Here is a 20037-nt window from a genome sequence, read left to right as displayed (position 1 = left end):
GGTGTGTCGGCGTCAGTTACTGCACCTCGTCGTCTTGTGCCAGCCACTGTACGTCAGAGAGCAAGACCTGCTCTTCCTGTTCGGACATCTGCTGACACCATCTGTTTTCCATTTCTCGACCGGTCAATCGCTGGTTTCCAAACATACGCGCCGCATACTTATCACGACAGTCGCCGACACTTTGCGCCACATGAGATTCGAGCGTGACAGAAGACTGACCGTGAGGGCGTCGTAGATGTCCTCGCTCGAACTGTTCCTCGTTATCGGGGCGAGTCTCCTGCTCTCGCTGGTTCTCAGCGAGGTGTTCGAACGACTCGGCGAACCCGGATTTCTCGGCGAAATCGTCGCGGGAATCCTGCTCGGCCCGTCCGTGCTGATGCTCATCAGCAATACGAATCAGAACAACCCATTCATTCTCATCGCAACCATCGGCGGCCTGTTGTTGTTTTTCGACGCTGGCTACCAGCAAATCAGTTTGAAACAACTGCTCGCGGCGTTTCGACCGGTGTTGATAATCGGCCTTTCGGGTGTCATCATTCCCTTCGTCGTCGGCTACGCAATCGGAACCGGATACGGCTTCAGACTCGAATCGAGCCTCTACCTTGGCCTCATTCTCTCCGTAACTTCCGTCTCAATCGTCGTCAGAACCCTCCTCTCGCTCGATAAACTCGACACTCAGTACGGCAGATGGATTCTCGGCGCGTCGGCCGTAGACGACGTTATTGGCCTCCTCGGTATCTCGATTCTTCCGCTGTTTTTCGTCGGCGGGGGAGCGAGCGCGACGGTTTCGGCGCTCGGCCTCGCCGCCCTCTTTTTCGTCGGCCTCGGCATTTTCTACAAGTTTCTCCTCGACCCAATTGCGAACCTACTCGCAAAGTCCGAGGTAGACCAGGCGGATTTCATCGGCATCCTCGGCCTCCTGTTCGTGTTCGGCTACGCTTCCGACGCGGTGAACCTCTCCTATTTCATCGGCGCGCTCTCCGTCGGCCTCATCGTCTCCACGAACAAACGGCTCGAGGGGAAAAGCCTTCAGTCGAACATCTATGGCATCGCCTACGGCGTGTTCATTCCGCTCTACTTCGTCGCCATCGGCGCGCGGATGAACCTCGCCGATTTGACGCTCAACTCGTTCGTCGTCGTCTTCGCCGTCCTCGGCTTGCTCTCGAACTTCATCGCGGGCTACGTCGGCAATCTCCTCGCTGGCGGCCCGCGCGAGCATTCGCTGATTTTCGGCTTCGCACTGCTTCCGCGCTCCGAATCCGGAATCGCAATCGTCGCACTCGGCGTTTCGCAAGGAATCGTCGGAAACCGGATTTTCGTCGCATATCTGGTCGTTTTCGTCATTTCCGTGCTTCTAACGCCCTCGCTATTGAAGCGGGCGGTCAACCGCGCGGAGGCGAAAAAAGAAACACAGTCGGGGAACTCAGGGCAGTCAGCACAATCCAATCAATCGGACGGGTAGGCGTGTGAACCGGTTCCAGCGGAGTGACCGACCGCCAAAACTGGCGGTCGGTCACCGGAACGCTCGTCCGTTATTCGATCATTCCGCCGAGCTATCGTCTTCGGCGTCCGATACGTCGTAGCGATTCGCGGCGGATTCGAATCCTGTCTCCATCTGTTCTTTGCTCCGGCGGCCTTCCGCTTCGGCTATCGCCTCTGGGTCGGGATTCACGTCGTCGTCGATTCGCGCCCACGATTTGTGGACTTTCGCGTGGCACCACCGACAGAGGTAGACAGTGATTTCGTGGCTCAAGGTTTCGCCGTCGCTTGCGTAGGAGAGGTGGTGTTCTTCCAACAGCGGTCGCTCGTCGGAGTGGGCCATTCGGCGCTCTTCGAGTCCGCAGCGAATGCACTGGCGTTCCCGATTTCGACAGCGAAAATGCGGGCAGTCGCCCCAGTTCCAGTCTTCATCCGGGTTCGCCACAGGGCAGGCAAACTCCTCTTCCCGGCGCTCTTCCGCAAATTCGGGGTCGTGTTGTGGGTACTCGAACGCGTATCGACACCGCCCCTCGTCGGTCAGATGGTCGCAGAGTCCGGCGTGGTCGTAGGGGTCGTCCACGCCCACGGCGGTTCCCGACGGGGTTTTCTCCATGGTCGAACCGTGGCGTCGCCTTCGCACAAACGTTTTGTTTCCTTCCTGAGCAATCAGAGTCGTGCGTGTCGTACACGAATCCGATGGTCAGTCGCAACCGCTCGCAGAAAACGTCGAGACGGCGGACTCGTTTCTCTCCCAAGCCCGCGGGCTGATGTTCCGTCGGTCGATTCCGGACGATTACGCCCTCGCGTTCCGGTTCGATGATGTCGCCTCGCGGGACGTCCACATGGTGTTCGTCCCGTTCCCGCTGGACGTTGTTTGGACGCAAAGCGGGGAAGTCCAGCAGGTCGAACAGCTTTCGGCGTGGACTGGATTAGCGAAGGCTCGAGCGGATACCCTGTTCGAACTACCGGCGGGAAGCGCGTCGGACGTGAAAATCGGCGATTCGGTTCGGTTGGCGGAGTGAGCGAGAAGACGACTCTAAATCAGTTCGTGTCGGGTAACGGCGTGAATCCGTCGACGGGCGTGACGGAGTAATCGACGGTAAGGGTGTCCTGCGTCGCGCGAATCTTTCCGACGAAGGCTGAAATCTCTTCGAGCATTCCTTCGAGAACGAACAGTTCCATGCAGTAGTGGTCGCCGACGTGGTTGTGGAAGTTCGACGCGACCAACCCTTCGTGTTCGTGCCGGAGGTGCATCATTCGCTCCTCCACGTTCGTCGTCTCGTAGTCGAACATCACCGTGACGACACCCATCAGTTTGCGGTCTTCGAGTCTGCGGTCTTCGAACTCGCCGAGGAGGTTTCGACTGGCCTCTCGGACGACTTCGCTTCGCCCGGTGTAGCCGTGTTCGTTCGCGAACTGGTCGATTCGTTTGAGCAGTTCGTCCGGCATGGAGACGCTGACGACGGTCATGTATTAACTGAGTCCCCATTCGCTATTAGAATCTTGTTATCAGTATTCGAACTGGATTCGCTCGCGCTCGGGGTCAACCGTAACTTCTCCACCGACGGGAATCGGCGCGACGGGTGCTGTGTGACCGAAATCGAGGTCGAAGACCACCGGCGAATCCGGGTTGTACTCGGCCACAAGGTCGGCGATTGCATCGCGCTGGCGTTCGCGGTACGCCTCGCGTTCGTCGGGAGTTCGCGCAACCTCCATCGACCGCGCTTTCGCCCGCCCGACGAGTACCGCCGAAACCCGAGACAGGAGGCCACGCTCACCCATTCCCATCAGCACCCAGCGCACGTCGAACTCGCTCGGCAGTTCCTCGGAGGTTTCGAGCAGGAGTACGGCTCCATCCAGCTTTTCGGGGTCGGGCAGGTAGCGGTTGACTGATAATTGCATGTCAACGACTTCCAAACTGCCGCCCCACGTTCTCCCCGTTACCGACTCCTCTCCCCCGCGCCACTGCCATCCCGGATTGGATTCCATTTCGCGTCGTTTATCGAGGTTCTCCGGGTCGGCCCAGTCCAAATCCTCGTCGGTAAATCGTTCCGCGGGGCGGAGTTCCCCGAACGATTCCTCGAACATCGCCCGGCGCAGATACTCCACGGTGTAGTCGTGCATCGACCCCTGCATGGCGAAGTCCGTGAACAGGTTACCGCCGTAGAAGGAAACGATGCCCTCGTTCCAGAGCACGGTCTGAAGATTAGTATTGTCGCTCGTGCCGTAGAATCGCGTCGGATTTTCGCGGAGGACGTCTGCGTCGAGATGCGGCAGGATTCGCACTTGGTCGGCCCCACCGATGACGGCAATGACGCCCGCGATGTCAGGGTCCGCAAAGGCGTCCATCACGTCCTGCGCCCGCGCTTCAGGGTGGTCGTACAGCCATTCGGGCGACTTCGTCGCGGTCGGAAATTCGACCGGATTCAGCCCGAACACCGATTCCAGACGTTCCAAACCGAGTTCGTAAACGTGCGGAAACAGGCTCGCGTGGCTGGTTCCGGGGGCGACGATAGCGACGTCGTCACCCGATTCGAGCGCTGGCGGGAGGATACAATCGCTCATTTGAGATACATTCGTAAGAACAAACAAGTAGTTTCCCTCCCGGCGCTGGGCATTTCTCCCTCCTAACTATCTGTTAATCAGGGATTCAGTCCGCAGTGTCGGCCTATTCCGTGCTTAACTGTGCCATAACAAAGTCGGATTCTATCGTTAGTAAATCCATGTCAAACCGCTCCGTGGGAGGATATGGGACTGCCGATGGGTGGGCAACCCACGCCCCGAAGCGAGCGTGGTTGCTGGCGGCACTCATCGCCGGGAAGACGCTCGACGCCGTGAGCACCGTCACAGTCCTCCATCTCCGCGACGACGTGTTCGAATCCGTCTGGCTCACACGGACGCTGATGGAGACGTTCGGACGAGTCGAGGGGTCGCTCATCACGCTCATCCTCGCCGTCGTCGGCGTGGCGATTCTCGCCGAAAGCGGTTTGATCATCAAACGACTGCTCCCCGACGACTGGACGCCCGACGGCTATCCCGCCGCATTCCGAACCACGACCTATCTCGCCGCAGGCGCGTGGTACGGCCTTCTCGGAGTCCATAACTTCCTGCTGCTGTTCTGAATTTGAGGGAATTACGTTCGGCGCGCGGGAGTGAAACGACTCGCGCGAGGAGGCTGGAGAGGACGAGGTGCGGTTGCGGTGTTTGGAGTCGTGACTTCTTCAGTAGCCTGCCACCACTAATTCCTCAACTATTTTCCAAACACAGCGACGTATCTCGACATTTGCTCACCTCCGTTCGCAAAGTCTCGACTGGTCAAGTTGTGTGTGGAAAAGCGCCGAGAGGGAGATTTGAACTACCTGAAGACGCTTCCTTGCCTCCGGCAAGACTGCCTCTTCCGTCGTTCAAATTCCCTGTGCGTTCTCTCAGTCGTGGTGGCGAGAGGCATGAATGCCTCTCGCCGTTTTGCGCTCGGAGAATGACGCCGAGAGGGAGATTTGAACTCCCGTGTCCGTGAGGACAGCAGATTTCGAATCTGCCGCCTTGGCCGGGCTAGGCTATCTCGGCTCATCTCACACTACCGCGCTATCGCCTTTATGGGTTTCGATTTATCGAATCCAAACGCTACTGACCACCACATTAAAATCACTGGCCGTCGCGGGATATTTCATGGACGTTACAGACGCGAACGCGCAAAGCGATTCCGTCCTCGACGCGATTGGAACCGCCGTCATCGCCGACCGTGAGTTCCTCGAAACGGTTCTCCTCGGCGTGATGGCACAGGGTCACGTTCTGCTCGAAGACGTACCCGGAACCGGAAAGACCCTCACCGCCCGGAGTTTCGCTTCCGCCCTCGGCCTCTCCTTTAGCCGCGTGCAGTTCACCCCCGACCTCCTCCCGGCGGACGTGACGGGCACTCACGTCTTCAACGAGCAAGACCGCGAGTTCGAGTTCAACGAAGGCCCCATCTTCGCCAACGTCGTTCTCGCGGACGAAATCAACCGCGCGCCGCCAAAGACGCAGGCCGCACTCCTCGAAGCGATGGAGGAACGACAGGTGACCGTGGACGGCGACACCCGCGAACTCCCGAAACCGTTCTTCGTCATCGCCACGCAGAACCCCGTCGAGCAGGAAGGTACGTTCCCGCTCCCCGAGGCGCAGGTTGACCGATTCGCGGTCAAAACCAGCCTCGGCTACCCGGACAAGGACGGCGAAATCGAACTCCTCCGTCGGCGTGCGAGTCGCCACAGTCAGAGTCCGAGCGTCGAAACTGTGCTCAACAACCAACTCGTCACCGACTTCCAGTCGGTGCCCGAAACGGTTCGGGTCGAAGAAGACCTCATCGAGTACATGGCCAGCATCGCCCGCGAAACCCGCGACGACCGCCGGGTCGAAGTCGGCGTTTCGCCGCGTGGTACCCAGCGCCTCTTCGAAGCGACCCGCGCTCGCGCCGCCATGCAGGGTCGGGAGTTCGTCACCCCCGACGACGTGAAGCGAGTCGCCTATCCAGTCCTCGCCCACCGTGTCGTCCTCACGCCCGACGCGAAGGTGAACAACGTGCGAAAGGACGAAATCGTGGAGTCGGTGCTGGACAGCGTTCCGGTGCCGACGGTGGAGTGAGGAAGTTCGACGGTCGAATGAAATAGAACGGTCGCTTATTTTTCTTCGCACCAATCATCCCGGAGAAGTCCGTACTGAACCATATCGCGGTGTTCTCCGTCGATGAACATGAATTTTCTGCGGCAACCTTCCTCGGAGAATCCGAGCGACTCCAGCAGACCGCGAGAGGCGTCGTTGAAATCGTAGGCCTCCGCGCCGATGGCAGGCGTATCGTACTGCCGAAACGTGTAGTCGATGACCATCGAAACGGCCTCTTTGCCGTAGCCGTGACCGTGAACCTCCGGAACGAGCCAGTAGCCGAGTTCGGGACGTTTCCACTCGGCATCCATTACCGTCACTTCACCAATCCGCGTTACGTCGGCCTCATTGGGTTGCTCTGGACTCGCTTCCCCTTCCTCCAGACAAATCAGAAATCGGTCGGAATCGTCGTTTTCGATGTGCTCTTCGAGTTGCGTTTGGTTCACCAGGCGATTGCCAATCGGATACCGGAGTTCGGAATTCGCCATTGCGCGCTGGACGAACTGAACGTCCTCTTTCTCGACCGTTCTGAGCGTGATTCGGTCGCTGCTTTGAGTGGCTGCTCCGGGCATGATACCGCTGTTCGTATGACCGCAATAAATGTTTTCTGCGATGAATAGAGACCGGCAGTGGCGGACGACGATTACGCCCGCAGTGCCGAGGTAAGCGCCAGCGCCGCAATCAGCAGGAAGACGAGCGCGGTCATCGGTTGCCCGCCGCTTCCGAGCAAATACATCCCGTAGCCGACGCCGCCCGCCGAAATCGCAATTACGGTGCTCGCCGCGGCGTGCATGATTTCGAGGGTTTGGGTGTCCGCCTCCCGACCTAACTGCTCGCCGACGTTGATGGCCTGTTCGCCGAAATCCCACGCCAGCACGGTGGCCATCGTGCCGGGAATCATGAGTTCGGGCGGTGCCGCGGCTAACCCTCCCGAAAGCACCCCGGCGAGAAGGGCGAAACTTCCGGACGTAACGAGCCTGCGCGACCCGCGAACGACGCCGAGTGCGACCAGCACGAGACCGAGCGCACCGCCGACCAAACCGACGTTGCCGAAGAATGCGCTCGTTCCGAGGGCGACCGACGCCGCGATGATGGCGAGCAGTTGGCTCACGCGGGCGGGCGAGCGGTCGATTTCCGCAGTTTGGGGCTTCGGTTCGGTTTCTGCATCCGTTTCGGTGGTTGCGTCGGTCGCGTTCGACTTCGTCTCACGCTCCACCGCCGAGTCAGTTTCCGCATTCTCCTGTTCGACCGTCTTCGACTCCGTCTCGCTCATCGTCGCCACCTCCGGTTCGCCCGGGCCATCGTAATCCCGAGCGAGTCGTCCGTGTTCCAGTCCACCACTCGGATACCACTCGCCCGGAGCGACTGGAGTCGATGCTGGCGCTCGGCCCACGCGAGTCGCTGGCCGGTCGTTCCGTCGCTCGTCGGGTCGGGACTGATGACGGTCATGGCGTGACCCATGGCGTCGAGTCGCCGGGGAATCTCCAGCGCGAAGGAGTCACAGAGCGGCGAGAAAAACACCACCTGTGCGTCCGAGGGGAGTCGTCGTCTCAGCCATCGCAGTTTCAGCGTGGAGTAGAACGACCCCTCGGGCGGTTTCCGTGAGAAGGCTTCCGCGTGCGAGAGCAGTTCCCGCGCCTCCGCTCGATGGTACTCGCCGGTTCCCGGCGACAGCCACAGTTCTTCCGGGCCGAAGGCCGCGATTCCGACCCGGTCGCCGTTGTCGAGCAGGGCGCTGAACGCGTCGCCGACGGCGCGAACGGAATGTTCGACCGCACCGGGGTCGTCGGAATCGTGCGTCAGATAGGCGTCTGCGCGAACGTCCACGAGCAGGACGACTGTCGCAGTCTGCTCTTCTCGAAATTCGACCGTCGTCAGTTCGCCGGTTCGTGCCTTTCGCTTCCAATCGATGCGCGAAAGCGGGTCACCGGGGCGATATTCCCGTGTAGCGAAGAACTCGACGCCGGTTCCGCCCTCGCGGGTTGCAATCCGGCCTGTATGCCGGATCGTCTGCTCGCGGAGGGGCACGTCCTCGGCCGTGGTTGCGAACTGCGGCGTACAGGTAATCGTCGTAACGTCTTCGAGTTCGAACTCGTGTTCGACCGCGCCGCTGAAATCGCGCACCAACACCTGTGCCAGGGCAAACGTGTGTTCGCCGCGAACCGATTCGACGGTGTAGGAAAACACTGCCTTCTTGCCGGGACGGAGTGCGGTGCCGAGGCGAGGCGACCCCGCAGTTACGCGCAGTCCGTCCGGTACGCCGTCGATGACTCTGATGTCGGGGAGAGTGTTCTCCCCCGTATTTTCGATTTCCACCTCGATTTGAATTTCGTCGCCGGGTTGCGGTTCGGGGTCGCTGACGGTTCGCGCCAAATCGAGGGTCGTCTCCGGCGGCGTCGCGGTTCGCGCGTACGCCGCGAACGCGACGCCGATGACGCCCGCGAGAAGCGTCTCCGGACTGCCGAAAATCGTCCCCACCGCGGCGGCGAGCAGCGCGATTGCGCTCACGCCGTACCAGCGGTTCGTCTCTCGAACAGTCATCTGGTTTCCTCCACGTATTCGGTCACCGCGTCGGCGGTTCGACGCGCTCGACGCTGGAACGATGTCTGCCCGCCGAACGACTGACGAACCCACTCGCGCCACGACCGACGCGGTGCGGATGGCCCGCCGAGGAAGGCCGCCGCCTCGGCGTCGTCCGTCCACTCGCCGGTTTCCAACTGCGTCCGCGCCTCGTCTTTCGAACAGCCTTCACGCTGAACGATTGCTTCGACGAGCGAGGTTTCGAGGGTGGCCCTGAGCTTTTTCCGCGCGCGGAACCGCTCTTTCCGCGGCCCGGAATGAACTTGCAGAAGTCGCTCGTCGAACTCGGTTCCCGGGGTAGGAAGCGTCACGTTCGTCTCCGGGTCGCCGGTTTTGGCCTGCAAAAGATCGCGGTGTCGTCTCGCTTGGACGACGCGCAATCCTTGAACGAGCGTCAGCACGCCCACGAGTTTCACGAAAATCGCACCCGTCGAAAGGTATCCTGCGAGTTCCGGAGCGAACACGACTGCGAGTCCCCCGCCGATCGCGAGGATGCCGACGACGGTTATCAGCGGTCTGTCTTTCATTCGTCGTCCTCCGCGTAGGTTCGCTCGATTCGGCGAAGCGCAGCCACGGCCCGCGTTTCGCGTTCGCCGGTCGCATCCTCGCCGCCGTATCGCACCTCCTCGAAGATGTTCGTCAGTTCGGTCACGTCCTCGCGGGCGATTCCGGCATCCATCGCGGCCGCGGCGAACTCACCTGGCGTGCTCGATTTCGGGTCGGAAACGTCGAGGTGCGTCGTCATCTCGCGCCACGTGCGGTACACTTCGTTCTCCACGCTCGCGTCGGATTCGATTCTGTCCGCCGCATCGCCCGCCGCGCGTCCGACCGCCGCGATGTCCTCTTCGTCGGGCGCTTCGTCACTTGATTGAGGTTCCAGTTCGGTTCCGCTCGAACTCTTCACGAGGAGGACGAGCGCGCCGAGAAGGGCGATTCCGAGGATGACGAACAAGGCCACAGACGGTGTTAGCATGCTCGTCGCGCCGTCACCCGACCCGAGGGAACCGCCGCCCGGCAGAGTGCTGTTTGAACTGTTCGGCAAAGCGGAACTGGGGCCGTCGAACGTCGGCGCCTCACACGCAGTCAGCAGGGCGTGGAGAAGCAACAGCGGAATACCGACGGGGCCAACGACGGCGATAGCTCCGAGAGCACCCAGTCGCCGGTAGCCGATTCCCACGGCGAGGAAGAAGAGTCCGAGAATAAGTGCTATCGCGGCGGGAGAGCTGAGAACCGGATAGCACGGGAACTCGAACGGCGTGGAAAGTCCGCCCCGTTCCGTCCCGTTTCTGCTGGGTGAGTTCTCGGCGTCCTCGGAACCGAAACTAGAACCGGTGCCGAAGCCGATGCCACCACCTCCGCCGTCGGTCGTGACGGCGGTGTTCAGCGTTGCGGCGGCGAGGGCGATAGCGAGCACGCAGAGGAGGGCGACAACGAGGGGACGGGCGGTGTCAGAGTCCACGATAGCAAGTAGCGGGATTGAAAACTTAGGCTTTCTGTCTTCTTGTCGTTAGTGTCCGCTAAAGGTACGAGTCGTCGTACTCCTCGGTTGACCGCGATGCGTGGGTGTTGCCACATTCGTTGCACTCGATTCGTTCGACGGTATCCATCGAGACGTTTAGCGACCCACAGTTGCGACAGTAGTAGCCGAACTGCTCTTCGTGCGTTTCGTCTGTGTAGACGGTGAAGAACGCGCCCTCGGTTCCGGATTGCTCTGCGTCAAGGTCGAGATACACCCGCCCGTCGTCTGTTGGGACGGTCGTTTCACCGTCCACCGATTCCGTGTTCGGAAAGTCATCATCTGCAGCAGCATCGGTGCCCTCGTCCGCTTCCTCCGAGTCCACCGTCCGTTCGCCCGCCGACGATGGCTCTTCGTACACGTACTCGACGAGCGATTCGTCACCGACCTCTACTCGTCGACGCTCCGTCTCCTCGAAGCCGAATCGCTCGAAGAACTGGTGACCCTCGGTGTTGCTTTCGAGCGCCGTCGCTCGCAGTCGTCTTGCACCCAGCTCGCGCAACGTTTCGGTGGCGGTTTCGAACAGTTTTCGACCGATTTCTCCTCCCCGATGCTCCGGGTCAACGAACAGCCACCGTACTTCGCCCGTTTCGTCCTCGCGTTCGGCGACGACGACACCGACTATCGTGTCCCACTCCTCACTGTCCGCGACTCGGATAACCGTCCCCGAACTTTCGATTCGTCGTGTCAACTGCTCTTCGCCGAATTTCGCTTCGGCGAGTGTCTCTATCTGCTGTGGACTAAGCGCGTAGGATGTCGTCATCGCGCTCTCGACTAGTTCGCGGACACGCCTCGTGTCGGTCGCAGTTGGTTCGCGGATGTTCATCGGTCGGGATTCGTCATAGTCGCTGAAAAGCCCGCGGGCAAGCGGTGTTCGTCACCCGGAGCGTTCGTTCAGACGACCACAAATACAATCGCAATGAGAGCGTGACGCAACGGCCAACCGTTATGCTCCTCGCGTCCGTGTCACAATTATGCGAGGTGTGGGGGCGGTTTGCGTCGTTTTGCTCGTGTGTGCCGCGCCAGTGTTCGCAGTCACTACTGTCGCTGGCGGCGTGAATGGGGATTCGGGCACTGAGTCGGTCGAGAACAGTGGCATCGGTAGTAGCGGTGCGACCAGCGCCGACGCAAACGTTGCAAATCAAACCCAACGACCCGACCCGCAGGGAGACGTTATCGGGTGGGAAAACGGCTACTGGCACAACGAGAGTATCGCGGTTGACCAGAGCGACGGGCTGAGCGAGGCAGAACAGGAAGCCTACGTAAATCGGGCGATGGCGCGAGTCGAATTCATCCGAAATCAGGAGTTCGAACGACCGGTAGAAGTCGATTCCCTCCAGCGGGCGCAGTATCAACAACTGATTCGTTTACAGGCGGAAAGTCAGTACACGCAAAGTCAGCGCGCGTGGGAGAATCAAATCTGGGAAGCGCTGTTCGCCGTAGGTGAACGGTCAGATGCGGCCCGTCAGCAGACGCAACTGTATCAACAACGGATTGCCGGGTTCTATCTCCCCGGACAGGACGAGATTTACGTCATCACCGACGACAGCCTCGTCATCGACAACGCGACGCTGGTTCACGAACTGACGCACGCTCTCCAAGACCAACAAGTCGGACTGGCTTCGTCCCAGTTCGAAGCCGGGACGATGGACGGCCAGCGGGCGAACGACGGCCTGACCGAGGGAGAGGCGTCCTACGTCGAACAACGATACGTCCAGCGCTGTGGAGACGAATGGGAGTGCGTGGAGACGCTCGGCCCGCCTCGCGAAGAGACGCCCTACGGCGGCGGTTCGCTCCCAGATTTCAATCTCGCGATGCAGGTCAGTCTGATTCAGCCGTACTCCGACGGCCCGGCATACGTCGCGTCGAAGGTCGATTCGGGTGGATGGCAGGCGATTCAGCAGGAGTACCGCAATCCGCCGAACTCCTCCGAACAGGTTATCGACCCCAATCGGCGAAACGACGCTCCGACGCCGCTTCGACTCGACGGGCAAGCACGAAACGGCTGGAAACTCTACGGCCAAAAAGGGGAGAACGGCTCCGAAACTGTCGGCGAAACCGGCATCTACACGATGTTCTGGTATCAGGGCCGAACCAACGACAACCCGATTATTCGGTGGCAGGCGTTCGAAAACCCCGAGGCCGGACAGTACGACACGTTCAACTACACCAGCGTTCCCTCGGATGGATGGGCGAACGACCGACTCTGGCCGTACCGCAACGGCGACGAGCGCGGCTACGTCTGGCGAACCGCGTGGGATACGAATCAGGATGCGACCGAGTTCCAGCGCGCCTATCGGGAGTTGCTCCGAGGACAGAACGCGACCCGAACCGACTCCGGTGCGTGGGTTATCGAAAACGGGGAGTTCGCCGACGCCTTCCGAATCGTTCGCGATGGACGAACCGTGACTATCGTGAACGCGCCGACGGAAGGAGATTTGGCCGACGTTCGGCCGGATGTTGGCGAGCGTTCCGAGAATCGGAACGCTCGCTCATTTCGGTGAGGAGGGTGGTCGCTGATTACGCCGACGCGCTTCCGGCCGTCACGCTGGTCGGAAGCACGTCGGTTTCGCCCGCCGCAGCCAACAGGTCGTGGTAGCGGTTACGAATCGTGACGGTACTCACGTCTGCGACTTCGGCGACAGCGTCCTGCGTCAACCCTTCTCCTTCGACGAGGGCGGCGGCGTACAGCGCCGCCGCCGCGAGGCCGACTGGTGATTTACCGCTGGTGATGCCCGCCTCTTTCGCCGTCTTGAGAAGGTCGTGGGCACGGTGTTTCGTCACCGAATCGAGGTCGAACTCGCTCTCGAATCGGTTGAGATACTGTTCGGGGTCTGCCGGTCTGACCTCGAGGCTGAGTTCGCGAACGATGTAGCGATAGGTTCGCTTGAACTCCATCTCGTCGATTCGGCTGACAGTCGCCACTTCGTCCATGGTTCGGGGCACTCCGGCCTGTCGCGCCGCGGCGTAGACGCTCGCGGTCGCCACGCCTTCGATGGAGCGACCGGGAAGCAGGTCTTCGTTCAACGCACGTCGGTAGATGACGCTGGCCATCTCCCGGACGTTCTTCGGCAGGCCGAGGGCGCTGGCCATGCGGTCGATTTCGCCGAGCGCCTGTTTGAGATTGCGCTCCTTGCTGTTTCGCGTGCGGAAGCGCTCGTCCCACGTGCGGAGTCGCTGCATCTTCTCGCGCTGGCGGGAACTCAACGTTCGTCCGTAGGCGTCCCTGTCCTGCCACCCGATGTTGCTCGACAGGCCTTTGTCGTGCATCATTTTGGTGGTCGGCGCACCGACGCGGGATTTCGAGTCGCGTTCGCTCGCGTCGAAGGCGCGCCACTCCGGCCCGCGGTCGATTCCGCCAGTTTCCACGACGAGGCCGCAATCCGCACAGACCGTTTCCGCGTGTTCTTCGTCGGCAACGAGGGCGCCGCCACATTCGGGACAGACGTTTTCGCGTTCCTCGGTGTCTTCCTGTTCTCGTTCCGATTCTCGTTCGATGGTCGCTACGACCGACTGTTCGGTCTCTTTGTTGCTCGTACTCATGATGGGAATGAAATGGAACCGACGTCGATAGAATACGCGACCGACGCCGCACTCACTAACAATAGGTTAGTTCGAAAAGTATAAAAATGTATCGCTTGAAATAGAAAGCTCTGATAGCACATCACAAATTCTAGCACTCAAATCCGTATTTCATGGCAACAACTGGTGGTCAAATTAAATTGTACATAAGAATATGCCGGACGTTCTTTAGCGGAAGTAGAGATGACTCGACAGACGCGACGAGCGTTCGTCGCCACCGTCGGTACCCTCGGTTTTGCGGGTTGTTCCTCGCTGGCCGAGAACGCACCGTTGCCGATTGATACGGAGGACGAACAGGAGACACGACGAGCAGATAAATCGACCGCACCGAGGAAAATCGCGGACGATTTCGAAGACCTGAGCTACTGGCAGGCGGTCGAACGACAAGGAGATCTGTCGAAATCGACCAATGCCTACCAGGGGTCGCAATGTGCGCACGTCGTCGGTAGCGGGAAAACGAAAGAAGGCCACATCATTCGGTCAGTTTCTGGAGCCGACCTCCGCGGAACCAACTTCTCGATGGCGGTCAAAAGTCTGAATCACGACTTCTTCAAAATCGCCATCGAACTCCACGCACCCGACGGCGACCACACCGTACAACTGAAACGAACCCTTCTCGGGCCGAAAAACCGCTGGGTTCGCGTCAATTTCGGCGTCACGGGCGTGAAAAAGGGCGTCGACCGCTCGTCGGTCGAAAAACTCCGCATCGTCGCCAGACCGGTCGATACCAATGCGAAGGAGCCAATCGAGTTCCTCGTGGACGACCTTCGAACCACCTCCCGCCCGGAAACCGGGTCGGTCATGTTCACCTTCGACGACAGCCATTCCAGCCACTATCGCGCCTACGAACTGATGAAGAAGTACGGCTTTTCCGGCGTCGAGGGCGTCATTCCAGAGAGCATCGGGCGTGACGACAGATTGACCGAAAACCAACTGGCGACCATGGCCGACGACGGCTGGGACATTGCCGCCCATCCGAACGTCCAAGCCAGTTACTTCTCGGACTACGCGCCGGACGAGCAGGAACGACTGATGACGAAGACGCGCGATTTCCTCCGCGACAGCGGCTTCGAGGACGGTGCGCGCCACCTCCTCGTTCCGAAAAACGTCCTCGGGCCGGAGACGTTCGACCTCGCGCGCGAGCACTACGACACGGTGTTCAGCTTCGGCGGCGGGCCGAACGCGATGCCGCTCGTACAGGACGACACCATCGTCTCCCGGGTGAACGGGAAGAACGTCGCGGAGACGAAGCAGTTCATCGACTACGCGAGCGACTACGGTCAACTCGTCGTACCGCTGTTTCACGAAGTCGGAAACGACATCAGCGAGCGTGATTTCGAATCCCTCCTGCAATACGTCGAAACAAAGGACGTGAACGTCGTCACCGCCTCCGATCTGCTGGACGGGTAGGGACGTCTGTTAAATTAGTACGGCGTCTGCTGGACGCCGTCCAGCAGACGCACCGTTCATTTCGTTCAAACCGCAAGTAACCGCGTTGTGTCCCGTTTTGTCGTCAACGAGAGGACACAGAACTGGCCGCCACCGGAGAGCCTTAACATCTCGGACGCCAAGGTATCGCCATGACCGAAAAAGCGACACTCGCAGGCGGTTGTTTCTGGTGTACCGAGGCCGCGTTCAAAGAACTGGACGGCGTGAAATCGGTCACGTCGGGGTACGCCGGGGGGTCGGTCGAAAACCCGACCTACGAAGCAGTGTGTTCGGGCGAGACGGGACACGCGGAAGTCATTCAGGTCGAATACGACCCCGAGACAATCGGCTACGAGGACCTGCTGGAAGTATTTTTCACCATCCACAACCCGACGACGCTGAACAAGCAGGGGCCGGACATGGGAACGCAGTATCGTTCCGCCATCTACTACCACGACGAGGAACAGAAAGAAATCGCAGAGACGTTCATCGACCAACTCGAATCCGTGGACGCCTACGACGACCCAATCGTGACGGAAGTCGAACCGCTGGAGACGTTCTACGAGGCGGAGGAGTACCATCAGGACTACTTCGAGAAAAATCCCAACGACGCCTACTGTACAATAAACGCCGGGCCAAAAATCGAGAAGGTTCGCGAGCAGTTCAGCGAGAAAGTGACGCAGTAGGCACAGACGACCCAAATCCTTTTGTTTTACAGCGTTGCGTAGCCTTTCGATGCCAGTTCGACCAGCCTACGTGAAGAAAGTGGGTGACATGTTGTTGGAACGCTATCCGGAGGCGTTCAGCGACGATTTCGACCGGAACAAAGAGAGTGTCTCGAAACTGACGAACATCACGTCCAAAGACGTTCGTAACCGCGTCGCGGGCTATATCGCACGAAACGAAGGGAAGAGAAAACAGGAAGAGGTATAGAAATATCGTTTGAAACAACTCATCTACCTCCAAATTCGGGATGGTACCTCCGCTATTCAGATTGTTGCACGATTAATTCTAAAAACAGAAAATATATACCATTAGACGAGAATCGTCAGATATGGTATCCCGCAAACATTTCGGCCTCTTTTTCGTCGGTCTACTCATCATGGTCGGCGGAGTCTATCCTTTCTTCGTCTTCGCGGACTACGACTACCGCTACGAATCAATCGGTCAGTCCAAGGAGTCTCCGGACGAGCGAGCGTGGCAGAATTTCGCCGAACTATCGCCAAACGACCAGAAGACGGTGCAGAATACGATAGAAGGGCAGGAATACACGTTCGAGTCGAAAGAACAACTCCCACCCGAAGTCGTCAAAAAAGAAGAGGATTACTACTACTTCGACGACACACAAACGCCGGACTGGTCGAACCCGCAGACACCGGGGACACTTCTCGTGTCCCTGCTGGGACTGCTGGCAGTCCTCCAATCCATCCGTCTCGAACTCGGGAGTCGCAGTCCGGTGAATCGCTAACCGAGATTCGCGGAAACCCACGACGCGATTTCCTGCCATAGATTGAGGCACCTCCAACACGTAGCGTAGTTCATGGAACTGTACGCCGCGATGCGAGGCGGACTGCTCGTCGCCGACGAGGACGGAACGAGTGAGATTCGGTTGGAAGACCACGATTTGGAGTGCGTCGCCGCGACGCCAGACCACGTTTTCTGCGGAACATTCGATTCCGGCCTGTTCAGGAGCGACGACGGAGGCCAGACGTTTCGCTCGGTCGGAAGCGAGGCGATTCGAGAGTCGGTGATGTCGCTCGCCATCGACCCGACTGACCCCGAAACGGTGTGGGTCGGAACGGAACCGAGTCGAGTGTATCGAAGCGAGGACGGTGGCGAGTCGTGGGAGCGCCGTGAGGGATTGACCGACCTTCCATCGGAACCCAACTGGTCGTTTCCGCCGCGCCCCCACACACATCACGTTCGCTGGATAGAACCCGACCCGAACGACCCACAGCATCTCTACGTCGGCATCGAGGCGGGCGCGCTCGTTCAGACCCACGATGCGGGCGAAACGTGGGAAGACCGCGTTTCGGATTCCCGCCGGGACAACCACTCGCTTGCGACTCATCCGGACGCACCGAACCGCGTCTGGTCTGCCGCAGGTGACGGCTACGCGGAATCGGTTGACGGCGGAGAGACGTGGGATTACCCGCAAACGGGACTCGACCATCGCTACTGCTGGAGCGTCGCGGCCGCGCCGGACGACCCCGAAACAGTTCTCGTTTCGAGCGCCACCGGGCCACGAACCGCCCACAACGCCGGTTCCACGGATTCGTACATCTACCGCAAACGGAGCGACGAACCGTGGGAACGACTCGATGAGTTGCCGACCGGCGAGGGCGTCACTCGGGCCGTATTCGCTGTCGAAGAATCGGCGGGAGAACTCTACGCCGTCAGCAACCGCGGCGTCTTCCGAACCGAAGACGCCGGAACGACGTGGGAGGAACTGGTTCTGGAATGGCCGACCGAGTTCGAGCGACAGACGGCACGGGGATTGGCGGTGCTTCCGTAGTTCGGTCAGATACTGAATCGAAATCTGCAGAACGGCGTTCGAATCGAGTCGTCTGGAAAAATCAGTCGTTCGAGTTGTCAATCGAGCAGCTCCGAGACGGCAGATGCCTTGGCAACGTCGTCGGCGACGAACCTGACGCTCGCAACCGAGATTATTCGAGGTCGAACCGGTCGAGGGTCATCACTTTGTGCCACGTCTCCACGAAGTCCTGCACGAACTTCTTCTCTGCGTCGTTGGAAGCGTAGACATCCGCGACGGCCCGGAGCCGGGAGTTCGAACCAAAGATGAGGTCTGCTCGGGTACCCTTCCGCTTGACTTCGCCCGTCTCACGGTCGCGCCCTTCGAAGACCGCTTCGTCGTCCGAAACCGGTTCCCACTCGGTGTCCATGTCGAGCAGGTTCACGAAGAAGTGGTTCGTCAGCGTCTCCGGTTCGTCGGTGAAGACGCCGAGGTCGGAATCGTCGTAGTTCGCGTCCAGCACTCGGAGACCACCGACCAGTACCGTCATTTCGGGTGCCGTCAGGTTCAGCAGTTCAGCCTTGTCAACCAGCAACTCCTCCGCCGGTCGGTCGGCCTCGTCCCCGAGGTAGTTACGGAACCCGTCGGCGTCGGGTTCGAGCGCTTCGAAGGACTCGACGTCGGTTTGTTCCTGCGAGGCGTCGGTACGGCCCGGTTCGAACGGAACGTCCACGTCGTATCCGGCGTCCGCCGCCGCCTGCTCGACGGCCGCGTTGCCGCCCAGAACTATCAGGTCGGCGAGCGAGACTTTCGTCCCGTCGGACTGCGAACTGTTGAACTCTTCCCGAATGTTTTCGAGGGTATCCAACACGGTCGCCAACTGTTCCGGCTCGTTGACTTCCCAACTCCTCTGCGGTTCGAGGCGAATGCGACCTCCATTCGCGCCACCGCGCTTGTCGCTGTCGCGGTACGTCGATGCCGACGCCCAAGCGGTTTTGACCAGTTGGGAGGTGGACAGTTCCGAGTCGAGAATCTCCGCTTTGAGTTCAGCAACCGCTTGCTCTCCAACCAATTCGTAGTCGGCGTCTGGGATGGGGTCTTGCCACAGCATCTCCTCGTCCGGAACTTCCGGGCCGAGGAATCGAGTTGGCGGACCCATGTCACGGTGAATCAGCTTGTACCACGCCTTCGCGAAGGCCTCTTGGAACTCGTTGGGGTTCTCCTGGAAGCGTTCGATGATTTCCCGGTACTCCGGGTCCTTTTTCAGCGCGACGTCCGTCGTCAGCATCATCGGCGTGCGTTTTTCCGACGAATCGTGTGCGTCCGGAACGGTGTTCTGGAGTTCCTCGTCCGTCGGTGTCCACTGCCACGCACCGCCGGGACCTTTCTCCGGCTCCCACTCGTAGTCGAGCAGGTTGTCGAGGTAGCCCATATCCCACGAAACCGGCGCGTCGGTCCATGGCCCTTCGATTCCGCTGGTAATCGTGTCGCCCCCTTTGCCGGAGCCGTGGCTGCTCTCCCAACCGAGGCCCTGTTTCTCGATAGGGGCCGCTTCGGGTTCGGGACCGAGGTTGTCACCGGAGTCCGCACCGTGGACTTTTCCGAACGTGTGTCCGCCAGCGATGAGTGCGGCGGTTTCCTCGTCGTTCATCGCCATCCGGCCGAACGCCTCTCGGATGTTCTCCGCCGACGCGAGCGGTTCCGGCTCACCGTCTGGCCCTTCGGGATTCACGTAGATGAGGCCCATTACGGTGGCACCGAACGGCTGTTCGAGTTCTCCGCCGTCGTCGAAGCGCTCGGATGCTTCCATCTCGTCCTCGGGACCCCAGTAGACGGCCTTGTCGGGTTCAAAAGCGTCCTCTCGCCCGCCAGCGAAGCCGAACGTCTCGAATCCCATCGATTCGAGGGCAACGTTCCCGGTCAGCACCAGCAGGTCGGCCCACGAAAGTTTGCGGCCGTACTTCTGCTTGACCGGCCAGAGCAGTCGGCGCGCCTTGTCGAGGTTGGCGTTGTCGGGCCAACTGTTGAGGGGCGCGAAGCGTTGGGTGCCCCCGGCCGCGCCGCCACGGCCGTCGCTGGTGCGGTAAGTACCGGCACTGTGCCACGCCATCCGAATGAAAAGCGGGCCGTAGTGGCCGTAGTCGGCTGGCCACCAGTCCTGCGACGTCGTCATTACCTCTTCGATATCCGCTTTCACCTCGTCGAGGTCGAGTTTCTCGAACTCCTCGGCGTAGTCGAACTCCTCGCCCATCGGGTCAACTTGGCGAGCGTTCTGGTCTAGAATTTCCAAGTCCAGCTGGTTCGGCCACCAGTCGTGATTACGTGCATCCTCAGACATTAA

General features: G+C 60.1%; 21 protein-coding genes and 1 tRNA gene. 10 read left to right on the top strand and 12 right to left on the bottom strand.

The features are described 5' to 3' along the window. The first annotated feature begins 235 nt into the window (after window positions 1-235). The gene (locus BW974_RS03425) at window positions 236-1462 is read left to right on the top strand and encodes a cation:proton antiporter (protein ID WP_076427984.1); all 1227 of its coding nucleotides are present in this window, start codon (window positions 236-238) and stop codon (window positions 1460-1462) included. 78 nt (window positions 1463-1540) lie between these two features. Here BW974_RS03425 and BW974_RS03420 read toward each other — a convergent pair whose 3' ends face one another. Further along, window positions 1541-2092, bottom strand: a complete 552-nt coding sequence (locus BW974_RS03420; RefSeq protein ID WP_076427982.1) for a DUF7097 family protein — start codon at window positions 2090-2092, stop codon at window positions 1541-1543. Window positions 2093-2153: 61 nt separating this feature from the next. On the opposite strand from BW974_RS03420, the gene BW974_RS03415 reads away from it, so the two are divergent. Continuing rightward, the gene (locus BW974_RS03415; RefSeq protein WP_076427979.1) at window positions 2154-2501 is read left to right on the top strand and encodes a DUF192 domain-containing protein; all 348 of its coding nucleotides are present in this window, start codon (window positions 2154-2156) and stop codon (window positions 2499-2501) included. 19 nt (window positions 2502-2520) lie between these two features. Here the strand turns inward: BW974_RS03415 and BW974_RS03410 are convergent, their stop codons facing one another. Both BW974_RS03410 and BW974_RS03405 read right to left on the bottom strand, forming a co-directional pair. Next, a complete protein-coding gene (locus BW974_RS03410; RefSeq protein ID WP_076427976.1) occupies window positions 2521-2949 on the bottom strand; it encodes a CopG family ribbon-helix-helix protein in 429 nt (142 codons plus the stop codon). A gap of 39 nt (window positions 2950-2988) precedes the next feature. Next, entirely contained in the window at window positions 2989-4044 is a 1056-nt protein-coding gene (locus BW974_RS03405) for a S66 family peptidase (RefSeq protein WP_076427975.1), read from the bottom strand. Window positions 4045-4202: 158 nt separating this feature from the next. Here BW974_RS03405 and BW974_RS03400 point away from each other — a divergent pair, with 158 nt between their 5' ends. Beyond that, window positions 4203-4601, top strand: coding sequence for a hypothetical protein (locus tag BW974_RS03400; RefSeq protein ID WP_076427972.1), 399 nt, complete (start codon window positions 4203-4205; stop codon window positions 4599-4601). 360 nt (window positions 4602-4961) lie between these two features. Here the strand turns inward: BW974_RS03400 and BW974_RS03395 are convergent. Beyond that, window positions 4962-5046 (bottom strand) — tRNA-Ser (locus BW974_RS03395). Between the two features lie 102 nt (window positions 5047-5148). Between BW974_RS03395 and BW974_RS03390 the strand changes: the two genes are divergently transcribed. Continuing rightward, window positions 5149-6099: an AAA family ATPase gene (locus BW974_RS03390; RefSeq protein WP_076427970.1), complete on the top strand. Its 951-nt coding sequence runs from the start codon at window positions 5149-5151 to the stop codon at window positions 6097-6099. A 35-nt stretch (window positions 6100-6134) separates the two neighbouring features. Here the strand turns inward: BW974_RS03390 and BW974_RS03385 are convergent, their stop codons facing one another. The 6 genes from BW974_RS03385 to BW974_RS03360 all read right to left on the bottom strand — a co-directional run bounded on the left by BW974_RS03385 (window position 6135) and on the right by BW974_RS03360 (window position 11039). Then, a complete protein-coding gene (locus BW974_RS03385) occupies window positions 6135-6689 on the bottom strand; it encodes a GNAT family N-acetyltransferase (protein ID WP_076427968.1) in 555 nt (184 codons plus the stop codon). Between the two features lie 71 nt (window positions 6690-6760). Further along, window positions 6761-7390: a DUF7519 family protein gene (locus tag BW974_RS03380; RefSeq protein ID WP_245799887.1), complete on the bottom strand. Its 630-nt coding sequence runs from the start codon at window positions 7388-7390 to the stop codon at window positions 6761-6763. Beyond that, the gene (locus BW974_RS03375; RefSeq protein ID WP_076427967.1) at window positions 7387-8658 is read right to left on the bottom strand and encodes a DUF58 domain-containing protein; all 1272 of its coding nucleotides are present in this window, start codon (window positions 8656-8658) and stop codon (window positions 7387-7389) included. The genes BW974_RS03380 and BW974_RS03375 overlap by 4 nt, the downstream gene beginning before the upstream one ends. Next, window positions 8655-9224 (bottom strand): DUF7269 family protein, encoded by a 570-nt coding sequence (locus tag BW974_RS03370; RefSeq protein ID WP_076427965.1) that lies wholly within the window; start codon window positions 9222-9224, stop codon window positions 8655-8657. The genes BW974_RS03375 and BW974_RS03370 overlap by 4 nt, the downstream gene beginning before the upstream one ends. Further along, a complete protein-coding gene (locus tag BW974_RS03365) occupies window positions 9221-10156 on the bottom strand; it encodes a DUF4129 domain-containing protein (protein ID WP_076427963.1) in 936 nt (311 codons plus the stop codon). The genes BW974_RS03370 and BW974_RS03365 overlap by 4 nt, the downstream gene beginning before the upstream one ends. Window positions 10157-10214: 58 nt before the next feature. Next, window positions 10215-11039, bottom strand: coding sequence for a GNAT family N-acetyltransferase (locus BW974_RS03360; protein WP_076427961.1), 825 nt, complete (start codon window positions 11037-11039; stop codon window positions 10215-10217). Window positions 11040-11187: 148 nt separating this feature from the next. On the opposite strand from BW974_RS03360, the gene BW974_RS03355 reads away from it, so the two are divergent. After that, window positions 11188-12717, top strand: coding sequence for an Hvo_1808 family surface protein (locus BW974_RS03355; protein ID WP_076427959.1), 1530 nt, complete (start codon window positions 11188-11190; stop codon window positions 12715-12717). A 16-nt stretch (window positions 12718-12733) separates the two neighbouring features. On the opposite strand, the gene BW974_RS03350 is transcribed toward BW974_RS03355, so the two are convergent. After that, window positions 12734-13756, bottom strand: a complete 1023-nt coding sequence (locus tag BW974_RS03350; protein ID WP_076427957.1) for a transcription initiation factor IIB — start codon at window positions 13754-13756, stop codon at window positions 12734-12736. A 222-nt stretch (window positions 13757-13978) separates the two neighbouring features. On the opposite strand from BW974_RS03350, the gene BW974_RS03345 reads away from it, so the two are divergent. The 5 genes from BW974_RS03345 to BW974_RS03325 all read left to right on the top strand — a co-directional run bounded on the left by BW974_RS03345 (window position 13979) and on the right by BW974_RS03325 (window position 17738). Continuing rightward, complete coding sequence (locus BW974_RS03345; protein WP_076427955.1) at window positions 13979-15205, top strand: polysaccharide deacetylase family protein; 1227 nt, start codon at window positions 13979-13981, stop codon at window positions 15203-15205. A 170-nt stretch (window positions 15206-15375) separates the two neighbouring features. Next, a complete protein-coding gene (gene msrA / locus BW974_RS03340) occupies window positions 15376-15909 on the top strand; it encodes a peptide-methionine (S)-S-oxide reductase MsrA (protein WP_076427954.1) in 534 nt (177 codons plus the stop codon). A 49-nt stretch (window positions 15910-15958) separates the two neighbouring features. Continuing rightward, window positions 15959-16156 carry a 30S ribosomal protein S17e gene (locus BW974_RS03335; RefSeq protein WP_076427952.1) on the top strand — a complete coding sequence of 66 codons (198 nt, stop codon included), beginning with the start codon at window positions 15959-15961 and terminating at the stop codon, window positions 16154-16156. A gap of 121 nt (window positions 16157-16277) precedes the next feature. Beyond that, on the top strand, window positions 16278-16691 hold the full coding sequence (locus BW974_RS03330) for a hypothetical protein (protein ID WP_076427951.1): 414 nt from the start codon (window positions 16278-16280) through the stop codon (window positions 16689-16691). Between the two features lie 72 nt (window positions 16692-16763). Next, window positions 16764-17738, top strand: a complete 975-nt coding sequence (locus tag BW974_RS03325; RefSeq protein ID WP_076427949.1) for a WD40/YVTN/BNR-like repeat-containing protein — start codon at window positions 16764-16766, stop codon at window positions 17736-17738. Window positions 17739-17889: 151 nt separating this feature from the next. Here BW974_RS03325 and katG read toward each other — a convergent pair whose 3' ends face one another. Continuing rightward, window positions 17890-20034 (bottom strand): catalase/peroxidase HPI, encoded by a 2145-nt coding sequence (gene katG, locus BW974_RS03320; RefSeq protein WP_076427948.1) that lies wholly within the window; start codon window positions 20032-20034, stop codon window positions 17890-17892. Window positions 20035-20037: the final 3 nt, after the last annotated feature.

This window comes from Haladaptatus litoreus, assembly GCF_900156425.1.
In the GTDB taxonomy this organism is placed as follows: Archaea; Halobacteriota; Halobacteria; order Halobacteriales; family Haladaptataceae; genus Haladaptatus; species Haladaptatus litoreus.
The sequence above is the reverse complement of the archived record's forward strand: the minus strand, read 5'-3'. Positions and strand labels throughout refer to the sequence as shown.